Genomic DNA, 11,927 nt, shown 5'->3' on the forward strand with positions numbered 1-11,927 from the left:
AAAAGTCCTCAGACGATCAAGGCACTCTCTAATACAAAAACACATATCAAAATCACAAGCGCCCCCGGACGCGCGCAAATGCCGCAATGTAAACGCCCGGCATCAGCATCGCGACAGACAGCGCAAGGCAGACCAGATAGGCAAAGCCACCGGCGAAAAGCCGCTGCCACGGCCCCGTCAGAACCTCATGAATTTGCCAGCTGAAGAGTGCCATCAGCGCTGCCGGGAAACACGCGAGAAACATCAGGTAGAGCAGCTTGCGCCGGGACCCCAGGACGATCATGACGCCAGCCAGAAGAACGATACCACGGGCGGCTTCACCCAGTCCAAGCAACAAGGTGCCCCATTCGTGCGCCGTGGGCAGGTATGAGGTGAGAAGGTTAACTACGATATTAACCAGATAGGCACTGACGATGATGGCAGCGGCCGCAAAGTTCCGGCCTGCGCCATTGAGAATGCGGATCAGGATCCAGCCAAGCGTCGCGGCCCATAGGCCAAGTGCAATACCGCGCAAAGCTTCGCTGGTCAGAAACAATGCCTGCTCGTTGAAAGCGCCACGCAGAAACACCAGTCGCACGATCTCCGGCGCGAACATCGCGAGAAAGACCGACGCCGGCACCGCCAGTGCGAGAATAGGTCGCGCGATCCCTTCGATCTGCGCGCCGACATCCTTCGGCGGGTGGCTGGACAACACTGCCAGCCCGACTGGCTGACTGATCAGCAGCAGCGCGCTTTCGGTCAATGTCCGCGCATAATCCAGCGAGGCCACCGCACCGGTCCCGACCCGCGATGCCAGCAGGCGTTCGATCCAGACATTGGCCTGTTCGGCGACCGGTAGCGCGAGCAGCGGTCGCAGCCGACGGAAGAATTCGCGGCCCGATGCCAGTACCGATGACAGCGACAGGCCCTTGAAGCTGAGCACCCCTTCGCGCCACATCGTGTAGAGCCCCCAGGCGCCAAGCGCGTTGAAGGCAGCCGAGAACGACCAGGCCAGCGTATGGAAGTTGCCGGACACAGCGACCAGTGCGATGCCCATCAGCACGGCGATGTTCAGGATGCTGGCGCGGATATTCGTCAGGCGTGTCCGGCCGAGTGCGATTTCACCCGCAGCCAGTACGTTGATCATCGCCGAGGCCGGCATGCCCAGCGCCATGATGCGAATGAAGTCGAGAGTGAGGCTACGCCCCTCCGCCGAAAAGCCACCGACCAGCGCATCCACAGCCCGCTCGCCGAGCGCCTGTAGTCCAACCATCAAAATCATGGCGATGCCGGTGATTGCCACCGTCATGGCACCGAGGCGCTGAGGTCCGTTGCCATCCTTCAACGCATCCCGATGCATCGGGATCATCACGGCGGGTACAGTTTCGTTCTGCAGGAAAGCCAGCGGCAGCATCACCGCCGTGATCGCGCCACGAAAGCCGTCGGCGACCAGCGAGGCGCCGAGCACTTGCGCCATCAGAATCTCGCGGCCGAAGCCCAGCAGCTTGCTGGTCAGCGCACCGCTGATGAGAATGGCTGTAAATTTCCGCGTCGAGTGCCGGGCGCCGCTCATAAGCGCGCCGCTGCGGTCCGATCAGGGACCGTCCGAGAACTCAAATTGCAAACTGAGCAGCGATGCGTGGTCACACGGGCGCTCCCGCGGCCGCTCGCCCGATCAGGTTTGAAACCGTCTGCAGCATCTGATCGACGCTGTAATGCGACCGAGCCCGCGCTTCGGCATATTGCAACTGGCCCGCCAGTTCAGGCGGGCGCGACATGACCTTGGTAATAGCGGCGGCCAGCGCATCGGCGTCCCCTGGCGGCACCAGCGTCCCGGCCTTGCCGGCTTCGAGAATATCAGACGCCGCACCGGCATCCGTCGCAATCACAGGCACATCGGCGAGCATGGCTTCGACGAGCGTGCGACCGAAGGGCTCGGGATCAATCGACGGATGGATCATCGCATCGACGGCGCGCATCAGCCTCGGCACGTCGCCGCGCTGGCCGAGGAAATGCACGCGATCGCCAAGACCGAGATCCGCCACCATCCGGTTGAGCTTCTCGGCATAAGGCTCTTCGCCAAACAGCGCAGCTCCTGCAATAATACAGCTGACGCCCGGCGTCTTTGCGAGAGCCTGCAACACGATATGCTGCCCCTTCCAGGCCGCGAGGCGGCTGAAGACGCCGACGAGCGGTCCTTCGGGCAATTTCAACTCGCGCCGGATCTCGAGCGGCGTGCTGGCGTCCGGCGGCACATCAAGACCGTTAGGCACGATCGCGACCAGCTCCTTGCGGCCGCCTTGGGCAATGAAGGCATCTGCAGCAGCTTGCGAAGGAACGACCACCTTTGCCGTACAATAATTCGCCAGCGCCACCTGCACGCGGCGCTGCGTGGCGCCGAAATGCTCACTGCTGATGATATCGTGCAGGTGCCAGATCAGCGGACGCCGCGCCAGCGTGGCGGCGACGGCCGATAACACAAAGGCCTTCTGCGAATTCGCATAGACAACGTCATGACGGCGTGCCTCGCGCGTCAATTCGGCAATAATGGCCCCGAGCCGACCAATCAGCGGAAAGGCTTTCAGGATTGAGCTGTCGCGCCTGACATCCGAGAGCCCCTCGCCCCAGCGCGACACACGCACCTTCAGGCCCTTGGCTGCAAGCGCCTGATGCAGCGGGCCATCCTCGAACAGGAAGGCCGCCTCGCCCGCCCATGGCTGAACAAGATCGATCAGAACGAGCTCAGCGCCGGAGATCGAGCCCGTATGGCAGACGAACAGAACGCTGGGAGCGGGCATCACGTCGCTCCGGCATAGGCATTATTCGAAACCCGGTCTGTGCCACTCGGCGTATTGGCGTCCGGCATCATCGTGACGGCAATGCCGAAGACGCTGCCGCCCGCGACACGGATCGCGCTGGATGTCGCCACTGCCTGCCCGATCGACGAGCGGCCGGAACGCATGCAGAGCAGCACGCCATCGACCTGTCTGGCCAGCACGCCCAGATCCGTCTGGATGCCCGGCGACGGCGCGTCGATCAGGACAACGTCGTAGATCTGGCTCCAGAGCAGGAGATCGCCGAGCGGTTTACGCATCAGCAATTCGGCGGATGCCGAGAACGGCCCGGCAGGAATGACGTCGAGATTGGGAGTCGCGGTGCGGACCACCGCTTCGCGCGGCGTGATGTCGCCGCGCAGAATTCCCTGCAGCCCCATGCTGCTGCGCAAGCCCAGGGCTGTTTCGAACTTCGGCGCGCCGAAATCGCATTCGATCACCAGCACGCTGCGGCCAGCCGTTGCGAGATATTGCGCCAGGGTCAGGGTCAGAAACGTTTTGCCCTCGGCCGTCGTCGGCGACGCGACCAGAATCTTGCGGCGTACCCTGGCGTCGTTCGACGCGAGCAGGCCCGTCGCCAAATCGCGGACTGCATCCTGATAGTGCGGATCCTGCAGCGCGAGCGGCAGCGCACGCGCCAGCGAGGCGCCGGACTGCGCCGTGAGGATCGCACCGATCGGCGATTCCGATGGATCGCGCTTGACGGTCGGCAATCGTGCCAGAACGGGCGCGCCGGTGACGACGGCCAATTCCGATGACGACGTCGGCAGTGGCGGTCCGGGACGCGGCGTCACGGGGGCAGTCGCCTGAACAGGGGCCGGAGCGACCGGCGCAGCGACTGCGACAGGTGCAGCTACGGCGGCAGACGCAGCGGCGGCAGGCGCGGCTGCACGCACCGGGCGAATAGTTGCCGTCCGCAGCCGGGACAGACCCGCAAGATTGACGCGATCGCCGAAGAAAGCTGCGACGAATGCGAGCAGCAGGCCGAGCGTGCCGCCAGCGGCCAGGAACGGAATTTTCTTCGGGAAAAACGGCTTGGTCGGCAGTTCGGCAAGGCTGACCAGTCGTGTATTGCCAATCAGCACGCGCCGCTCGGTTTCGAGTTCGCTGGCGCGCTTGTAGAGATCGGCATATTGCTGGCGCTTGATCTCGGTGCTGCGCACCATGCTCTCGATCGAGGCTTCGTCCGATGTCGCCGAGCCGACTTCAGCCTTCACGGCATCCATCTGCTTTTTAAGCGCGTTCACGAGGGCATCATTGGCGTCGAACGCCTTCTGCGCGCTGGCGGCAATGCTGGCCACTTCCGTGGCCATGCGCTCCTTGATCGCGGACTGCTCCTGCTCCAGCGCACGCAGCGACGGATGCCGCGGCCCCAGCACATTGGCCTGGCTGGCGAGCTGGGCGGTGACGACCGTGAGCTGCTGCTTGAGATCGGCGATCGAACGGTTCGACAGCACAGACGGCGAGTCGGCAGCGCGCGCCTGATTGGTCTTGATTTCCTGCAGGCGCGCGAGCGCGTCGGCACGCGCGGTCTCGGCGGTCGACAGCTGCTGGCTGATGCTGCTCAGCCGCTCCGAGCTGATCGGCGCCAGCGATCCGCGCATCAGGCCTTTGTTGCGGCGAAATGCCTGGATCTTGGCATCGGCATCCCGCAACTCTGCATCCAGCTGCTTGGCTTCCTTCCAAAGATAGGACGCGGCAACCTCGCGGCTGCTAGCCCCCGATGTCCGCTGCTCGTCGAGAAACGCATTGGTCAGCGCATTCGCCATCTTCTGCGCGACTTCGGGGATCGACGAAGTGTAGGAGATATTGATGACGCGCGAACGTCCGACAGCACCGATCGCGAAATTTCCCGACACATAGTCGATCAGCGCCGCCGTATCGGTCTTCATCTTTTCGCAGGTGGAGCTGCTGCTCCTGCTCTGACACTCTTCAATCGCGGCTTCCGTGACGCCCGGCTGCTGCATGGCGAGCCGCATCACCCGCGGCGAGCGCGCGATCAAGAGCTGGCTCTCGACGTCGGCGGGATCGCCGATCTTCTGCGCCCAGGCGGCCGAGGCGTTGCTGTTGCTGGGCTCCTGCTCGGCGACGATCACCGAACCTGTGGCGAGATAGCGCACGGGCAGCACAACCAGCGCAATGACTGTCAGGATCATCACGCCGAGAAACACCGCGCCGAACAGGCTACGATTGCGCCAAACCCTGAGCAGCGGGCTGTCTCCCGCCGCGCCATCGGCGGCTTCCGTATTCGTAACGATGGCGCGTTTGGTGAACATGCGCGTCAGACTTTACTACGGGGCGCTGGCACCGCACATCCCTGCGCCGTAACGGTGCTCACCCAGCGCAACCACCCATGACCGACCGCGACACGCATACTGAACCCTTTGTCCCCCGAACCACAAATCCACTGCGGGGAGCAGGTCTACTATCCATTCATTAGGGATGTTTTGGTTAAGGGCGGGTTTAAAATGCTAATCAATACCTTTGCGTTGCCCAATTAGTAGGCTGTTACGCATCTCCCCGGGCCGGTGCCGCATTAGCGAGCTAGGTACGTATGGCAGCTTTGGTTGCGAGCCGGAACCAAATCTCGCAGCGGGGCGTTCCGGAACTGCTGCAACCGGAGTTCCCCGATGAGCCTTCTGAAATGGGCGCTGATCTTCTTCCTGATTTCCGTCGCCGCCGGCCTGTTCGGCTTTACCGGCATTTCCGCCGCCACGGCGGATGTCGCACGCGTACTTTTTTATATCTTCCTCGTGATCTGCATCGTGCTGCTGGTATTGGGGATCACGATCTTTCGGGCTTGACGCGCCAGCCGGCGCGCCATTCCGGAATCTAGTGAATGCCGACACCGACCAGCCGATCGACCAGCGCGCGGTCGGCGGTCAGCACATCCGGCGCCCCGCTCCAGCTGGTGCGGCCACGCTCCATCACCATGACGCTGCTCGCGAAATCCAGCGCGCGCTCGATCTGCTGCTCGACCAGAATGATGGTGACTTCACTGGTGGCGGCCAGCTTCGCCAACAATGCCATCAACTCGTCGCAGATCACGGGCGCGAGGCCTTCCAGCGGCTCGTCCAGCAACAGGATCGACGGCTTGCCCAGCAGTGTCCGGGCCATCGACAGCATCTGCTGCTCACCGCCTGACAGCTGCTTGCCGTAATTGCCGCGGCGTTCGCGTAGCCGCGGAAACATCGCATAGGCTTCATCGAGCGCCGACGCCGGCCGCCCCTTCAGCCCGGTGCGCAGATTCTCCTCCACCGTCAGCGAGGCGAAAATGTCGCGGGTCTGCGGCACATAGCCGATACCAAGATCGGCGCGCGCCGAGGTCCGCTTGGCCGTGACGTCCTGGTCGCCGATCCTGATCTCGCCGCCGTGACGCGTCGTCAGGCCCATCAGCGTCGCCAGCAGTGTAGTCTTGCCCATACCGTTGCGGCCGAGCACGGCGAGACGATCACCTGCTTTCACCGAGAACGAAATGCCCTCGATGATCCGCGTCGGGCCGTAGCCGGCGCTCAGGTTCTGGATATCAAGTGGCGCGGCGGGCATCGGCATAGCTCCCCAAATACGCGCGGCGCACTTCGTGATCGGCGGTGACCTCATCGGGCGATCCCTCGAAGATCAACCGCCCGGCCGCCAGCACCAGTACGCGCGTGGCAAACTTGAACACCAGATCCATGTCGTGCTCGATCATCAACACGGCGATATCAGGTGGCAGCCGATTGATCGCCTCGAGGATTTTGGGCGCCTCGTCATGCGGCACGCCCGCGGCGGGCTCGTCGAGCAGGAGCACCTTCGGATGCAGCGCAAGGCCGATAGCTAGCTCGATCAGGCGCTGCTGGCCGTAAGCGAGCTCGACCACCTTGCGATAGGCCAGCCTGTCGAGACCTAGATGGCTGAGAATCTCGCTCCACTCGGCACGCACTTCCGGCAGCTCCGTCGAGCTCGAGAAAAACCTGCGCGTGATTCGCTTGCGCTGCATGATCGCCAGCGCGACATTGTCGGCGACGGTGAGATTGGCAAACAGCCGCGTGGTCTGGAACGTGCGCACCAGACCGCGACGCACGCGATCCGGAATGCTGAGACCGGTGATCTCATCGCCGCCCATGAAGAACTGGCCTTCACTCGGCGCGATGTCGCCGGTGATCAGATTGACCAGCGTGGTCTTGCCAGCACCGTTCGGGCCGATCAGCGCGACGCGGTCGCCGGCAGTCAATTTGAAATTGACGTCGCGCGTCACGTGCAGACCGCCGAACGAGCACGACACGCCGCGGGCTTCGAGGAGATTGGTCATGCCGCCTCTCCCTTGCGCTTGAAGCGGGAGGCCAGCGACAGCACCGGTTCGATCAGCCCGCGCGGCGCGAACACCACAATCAGGATCAGCAGCAGGCCGACCAGCGTCATCCAGTGGAACGGATTGGCGGCGGCCACGATATGCTCGAAGATCATGAAGATGATCGTCCCCGCCAGCGCGCCCCACAGATGCCCTGCACCGCCAAGCACCAGCATCACCAGAACTTCGGCCGAGCGTTCGAAGCTGACGCTATCGAGACCGACGACGCCGGTGCTAATCGCCGTCAGCGCTCCACCGATCCCGGCAACGGCACCAGCGACGCCATACATCACGACAAGGCGCGGATAGATCGAGACGCCGATCATCTTGGCGCGCAGATCGTCATCCTTGATGCCACGGCACATCAGACCAAACGGCGAGCGCACGAAACGCTGCAGCAGCACGAACACAATGACCAGCACGCCCAGCGAGAACAAAAATGCCGTGCGGCTGTACATGTCGAAATTGAAGATGCCGAACACCTTGCCCGGTGTGATGCCTGACAGGCCGTCGCTGCCGCCCGTCAGCCACGACAGCTTGTTGGCAAGTGCGGCGACCAATTGCCCCACGGCAATCGACAGCACCAGTTGTGGGAGCCCGCGAAACCGCGTGATCAGCGCACCGGAGATCAGCCCCATGACCGTTCCCGCGAATACACCGATCGCCAGCAACGCAATGGGATCGGTGATGCCACGCACGCAAGCAATGCCGGCGGCATAGGCGCCGACGCCGAATTGCGCGGCATGGCCGAGAGTGGCGACGCCGCAATAACCTGTGACCAGATCGAGCGACAGCACCAGGAATGCGATGCCGATCAGCCGCGTCAGGAACGCCAGATCGTCCGGATACAGAAAGTAGCCGATGGCACCGAGCACGATGATACTCAGCGCACCTGCCGCCTCCTGACCGAAGGGAATGCTGCGCTTGTGCGGAACATGGGTCGCGACGATCTCGCTCATGCGTGCGACCTGCCAAATAGGCCATGCGGAAACAGGAACACGACGAAGATCACCGACAGATAGAAGAAGAAGTCGCCGAACTCCGGCGCGAGATATTTGCCGGTGGTGTCGGCGAGGCCGAGCAGGAGCGACGCCGACAGAGCGCCAAGGATCGAGCCTGCGCCGCCGACAGAGACGACGACAAGGAACGTCACCATATAACGCAGTGCATAGAACGGTTCGATCGGCAGGATCTCCGCGCCGACCACGCCACCGAATGCGCCGAGCCCGATCGCCAGCGCGAAGGTCACCGCATAGATGATTTCCGTGCGGATGCCCAAGGCGTCCGCCATACCACTATGATCGACCGAGGCGCGCAGCTTGATTCCGAACTCCGTCTTCTCGATCAGAAGCCACAGCGCCAGAGCCGTAACCACACCGCAGGCGATGACAAAGATGCGATGGGTTGGCAGCATGCGGAAACCGATATCGAGCGGACCACTGAGGGTCTGCGGCAGTGGAATCGATTTCAACGACGGGCCGAAGATGAAATTGACGATGCCGATGATGAAGAACGTGATGCCGATGGTCATCAGCACCTGAATCAGCGGATCGGACTTCCGGTAGATCCGGCGGTACAGCAGAATCTCGAACGGGATCGAAACAATGATGGTGCCGACCACCGCCATCAGGATCGCGACGCTGTAATGCACATGCAGGTCGCGGATCGCATAGGAGGCCAGATAGCCGCCAATCATGGCGAAAGCGCCATGGGCGAGGTTCACGACGCGCATCAGCCCCATCATGATGGACAGGCCGATGGAAATGATGAACAGCACCATCCCGTAGGCGACGGCGTCGGTCATGATGCTGAAGACGGTACGCATGATTGATCCTATGCCGAAGCAGCGCCCGAGCGCCATTCCGGAAACTGCGGCATCGCGTCATGGACGACAGCGCCGCGCACCATGGTGAGTAACACCTTCGTCTCTTTCAGAGGGAGGCAGTCGGCGGCGAAGGGATCGCGATCAAGGGCGATCAGATCGGCCGCCATGCCCGGCATCAGCGTGCCGCGCCAGTCTTCCTGCCTCATCGCGATAGCGCCACCGACCGTATAGCTGTGAATGGCTTCGCGGACGCTGATGGCTTCCCCCTGCCCGATCGGCGCACCGCTGTCCGAGGCGCGGCTCACCGCATCGGCGATGCCATCCCACGGCGACCACGACCCGGTCGGCGCATCTGAGCTTGCGATGTAAGTGACACCCGCGTCGATCACCGAACGGCCCGGATAGCAACGATCGGCGCGCGGACCGAAGGCGCCGGCAATCGAGCGCCGCATCCGGGTGAGAAAACTTGGCTGGGTGACGACGAGCGCGCCCAATGCCTTCATCCGCGCCAGCCCACCGGCGGGCGGCACGAAGTAATGTTCAATGCGGTGCCGGACATCGGCTCGGGGATGTGCCGCCTGCGCCGTCTCATAGGCTTCGATGATACAGTCGATACCGCGATCGCCGGTACAATGAACGGCAACCTGCCAGCCGTCCGCATGGGCCTCGGCGATCACGCGCTGCAGTTCGGTTGTATCGCGCATGAACATGCCGCGGGACGGCGTATCGAAGAAATCCTCGCTCACCGCCGAAGTTCTCGCGCCGACAATGCCATCGGCGAAATATTTCAGCGTCATCGACTGCCAGTCGGCGTCTTGCGTCGGCACCAGCCCACGCGCCGCCGCTTCAGCCGGGTCGAGCTGGTTCATGAAGCCGAGCCGCATTGGCAGCACATCGCCATTTTCGCGGATCTCGTTCCAGATAGCGAATTCATCATCGAAGCCGACGGTGAATCCGACCGCGGCTTCTACGACAGCAACAAGACCTAACCTGGCGCTATCGGCAATTGTCGCGCGCAGAGCCGTGGTGAGTTCATTGCGATCCATCGGCGGCGCAGCACGGAATATCAGTTCGGCTGCGCTTTCTTTGGCGCTGCCGTCCAGTCGGCCATCCTCGGAGCGCCCGAACGTCCCGCCTTCCGGGTCGGCAGTGGCATCGTCGATGCCCAGCAGTCGCAGCGCGGCACTGTTGACGACGGCAACATGACCGCAGAAGCGGCGGATCAGCACCGGATGATCGGGAATGACGGCATCGATCTCGACCCGTGTCGGCAGCCGATGCTCGGCCAGTCCGTTCTCATCGAAGCCCGCACCGTAGACCCATTTATCACTTGGAATGGCGCGCGCGCGCGCAACCAGCAAATCAAGCACATCGGATATCGTGGGCGCATCGCGCGGCGTCACCGGCACCTGCAGTCGCGCATGGGCGATGGCGAACAGATGAATATGCGCGTCGGTGAGGCCGGGAATGACGGTGGCGCCCGCGAGATCGATCGTCTCGTCGGCAGCTGGCGCAACATCTGCTGCACCAATCCAAACCACCTTGCCATCGCTGACGACGATGCTGTCCGCGGGGGTTTCATCCCAGGCAGAGCGATAGATGCGGGCATTGATCAGTCGAAGCGAGCGCGCGCGGCTGGTCATGTCGAGGGAAATCTCATGTCGCGCGACGATGTCGCAGAAAGAGGGGGATTCCGCAACGAGGCGGAATCCCCGGCATTGCCTACTTCGTGCTCAGTGCCCAGTCCGGCTGATCGGCGAAGGTCTGGCTTTCCTTGTTGATCAGCTTGCCGTCCACCTTCTCCACACTGCGCAGATAGACGTTCTGGCGAATATGACGCGTGGTGGGATCGATCGACACCGGACCGCGCGGCGAGACCCACTTCATGTCCTTGACGGCATCGACCGCCTTGGCGGCATCGCGCTTGCCGTCAGTGGCCTCGATCATCTTGTAGATCAGGCGCGCGCCGTCATAGGCTGCGACCGACGTCATGGTGACTTCGTCGAGGTTGCCGCCGCCCTTCTTGATGGTGGCAAGGAAGGCCGCGTTTTCCTTGGAGTCGTGCGACACCGAATAGTGATAGGTCGAGAGGATACCGATGCCGGCATCGCCGATATTCGGCAGATCCGGCTCGGTGACGACGTCACCGGTCGACATCAGCTTGACGCCGCCTGCCTTCAACCCGTTGTCGATATAGGCCTTGACGAAACCCAGCGTCGGCGGGCCGGATGGCAGGAAGGTGAAGATGGTGTCCGCGCCGGAATCCTTGATGCGCTGCATGATCGGGCTGAAGTCGGTGGTGGCGAGCGGAATGCGAACCGCTTCGACCACCGCGCCGCCCTCACCTTCGAACGTCTTCTTGAATGCCGCTTCAGCATCCACACCCGGACCGTAATCGCTGACCGCGATGGCCACTTTCTTGGCGCCGTTCTTCAACGCAATTTTCGCGGCAGGCACGGTGTTCTGCCACATTGTGAACGAGGTGCGGACGATATAGGGGCTCTTCTCGACGATCGACGAGGTCGCCGCATTCATCACGATCAGCGGCGTCTTGGATTCTTCCAGCAACGGCGCGATGGCCATCGCGTTCGGCGTGAAATAGACGCCAGCGAGATATTGCACCTTGTCCTTGACCAGCAGCTCCTGCGCCAGCGCCTTCGACTTGGCGGGATTCGGGCTCTCTTCATCGCGATAGATGAATTCGACATCATGCTTGCCTGCTTTGGTGCCATGCTCGGCGACCCAGGCGTCGATGCCCATCTTGAAGTTCTTGCCAAACAGCGCGTAAGGACCCGACATGGTGCCGATCACGCCGATCTTGATGGTGTCGGCGGAGGCCGTGCCGGTCATCAGGCCGAGAACGGCCAGTGCAAGAATGGATTGGCTGCGTCTGTTCATTTGCGGTTGTCCCCGTTGGAAAGTTAAGAAAACTATTCGGCAAACCTGTATTCAATAAACG

The 11,927-nt window shown here is 62.6% G+C and carries 10 protein-coding genes; 1 reads left to right on the top strand and 9 read right to left on the bottom strand.

From position 1 onward, the window contains the following. Positions 1-52: 52 nt before the first annotated feature. From SFY93_RS26120 to SFY93_RS26130, 3 genes are all read right to left on the bottom strand, one after another. Positions 53-1,552, bottom strand: a complete 1,500-nt coding sequence (locus SFY93_RS26120) for a lipid II flippase MurJ (RefSeq protein ID WP_320445154.1) — start codon at positions 1,550-1,552, stop codon at positions 53-55. A gap of 70 nt (positions 1,553-1,622) precedes the next feature. Beyond that, the gene (locus SFY93_RS26125) at positions 1,623-2,777 is read right to left on the bottom strand and encodes a glycosyltransferase family 4 protein (RefSeq protein ID WP_320445155.1); all 1,155 of its coding nucleotides are present in this window, start codon (positions 2,775-2,777) and stop codon (positions 1,623-1,625) included. After that, positions 2,777-5,089, bottom strand: coding sequence for a GumC family protein (locus SFY93_RS26130; RefSeq protein WP_320445156.1), 2,313 nt, complete (start codon positions 5,087-5,089; stop codon positions 2,777-2,779). Before SFY93_RS26130 ends, SFY93_RS26125 begins: the two co-directional genes overlap by 1 nt. A 354-nt stretch (positions 5,090-5,443) precedes the next feature. Here SFY93_RS26130 and SFY93_RS26135 point away from each other — a divergent pair, with 354 nt between their 5' ends. Then, positions 5,444-5,617 (top strand): DUF1328 domain-containing protein, encoded by a 174-nt coding sequence (locus SFY93_RS26135; protein ID WP_089265352.1) that lies wholly within the window; start codon positions 5,444-5,446, stop codon positions 5,615-5,617. A gap of 28 nt (positions 5,618-5,645) precedes the next feature. Here SFY93_RS26135 and SFY93_RS26140 read toward each other — a convergent pair whose 3' ends face one another. The 6 genes from SFY93_RS26140 to SFY93_RS26165 all read right to left on the bottom strand — a co-directional run bounded on the left by SFY93_RS26140 (position 5,646) and on the right by SFY93_RS26165 (position 11,866). After that, a complete protein-coding gene (locus SFY93_RS26140) occupies positions 5,646-6,359 on the bottom strand; it encodes an ABC transporter ATP-binding protein (RefSeq protein WP_089265716.1) in 714 nt (237 codons plus the stop codon). Then, on the bottom strand, positions 6,340-7,104 hold the full coding sequence (locus tag SFY93_RS26145; protein ID WP_309948416.1) for an ABC transporter ATP-binding protein: 765 nt from the start codon (positions 7,102-7,104) through the stop codon (positions 6,340-6,342). The genes SFY93_RS26140 and SFY93_RS26145 overlap by 20 nt, the downstream gene beginning before the upstream one ends. Continuing rightward, positions 7,101-8,102 (bottom strand): branched-chain amino acid ABC transporter permease, encoded by a 1,002-nt coding sequence (locus SFY93_RS26150; protein WP_309948418.1) that lies wholly within the window; start codon positions 8,100-8,102, stop codon positions 7,101-7,103. Before SFY93_RS26150 ends, SFY93_RS26145 begins: the two co-directional genes overlap by 4 nt. After that, positions 8,099-8,968 carry a branched-chain amino acid ABC transporter permease gene (locus SFY93_RS26155; RefSeq protein ID WP_184519134.1) on the bottom strand — a complete coding sequence of 290 codons (870 nt, stop codon included), beginning with the start codon at positions 8,966-8,968 and terminating at the stop codon, positions 8,099-8,101. Before SFY93_RS26155 ends, SFY93_RS26150 begins: the two co-directional genes overlap by 4 nt. Before the next feature lie 8 nt (positions 8,969-8,976). Next, a complete protein-coding gene (locus SFY93_RS26160) occupies positions 8,977-10,611 on the bottom strand; it encodes an amidohydrolase (protein WP_320445157.1) in 1,635 nt (544 codons plus the stop codon). 79 nt (positions 10,612-10,690) lie between these two features. Continuing rightward, positions 10,691-11,866, bottom strand: a complete 1,176-nt coding sequence (locus SFY93_RS26165; RefSeq protein ID WP_320445158.1) for an ABC transporter substrate-binding protein — start codon at positions 11,864-11,866, stop codon at positions 10,691-10,693. Positions 11,867-11,927 lie beyond the last annotated feature (61 nt).

Source organism: Tardiphaga sp. 42S5 (assembly GCF_034044155.1).
Lineage (GTDB): Bacteria > Pseudomonadota > Alphaproteobacteria > Rhizobiales > Xanthobacteraceae > Tardiphaga > Tardiphaga robiniae.

Bases quoted from the DNA above. Each gene is read 5' to 3' on its own strand.
- SFY93_RS26120 (WP_320445154.1), bottom strand. From the start codon at position 1,552: ATGAGCGGCGCCCGGCACTCGACGCGGAAATTTACAGCCATTCTCATC.
- SFY93_RS26125 (WP_320445155.1), bottom strand. From the start codon at position 2,777: ATGCCCGCTCCCAGCGTTCTGTTCGTCTGCCATACGGGCTCGATCTCC.
- SFY93_RS26130 (WP_320445156.1), bottom strand. From the start codon at position 5,089: ATGTTCACCAAACGCGCCATCGTTACGAATACGGAAGCCGCCGATGGC.
- SFY93_RS26135 (WP_089265352.1), top strand. From the start codon at position 5,444: ATGAGCCTTCTGAAATGGGCGCTGATCTTCTTCCTGATTTCCGTCGCC.
- SFY93_RS26140 (WP_089265716.1), bottom strand. From the start codon at position 6,359: ATGCCCGCCGCGCCACTTGATATCCAGAACCTGAGCGCCGGCTACGGC.
- SFY93_RS26145 (WP_309948416.1), bottom strand. From the start codon at position 7,104: ATGACCAATCTCCTCGAAGCCCGCGGCGTGTCGTGCTCGTTCGGCGGT.
- SFY93_RS26150 (WP_309948418.1), bottom strand. From the start codon at position 8,102: ATGAGCGAGATCGTCGCGACCCATGTTCCGCACAAGCGCAGCATTCCC.
- SFY93_RS26155 (WP_184519134.1), bottom strand. From the start codon at position 8,968: ATGCGTACCGTCTTCAGCATCATGACCGACGCCGTCGCCTACGGGATG.
- SFY93_RS26160 (WP_320445157.1), bottom strand. From the start codon at position 10,611: ATGACCAGCCGCGCGCGCTCGCTTCGACTGATCAATGCCCGCATCTAT.
- SFY93_RS26165 (WP_320445158.1), bottom strand. From the start codon at position 11,866: ATGAACAGACGCAGCCAATCCATTCTTGCACTGGCCGTTCTCGGCCTG.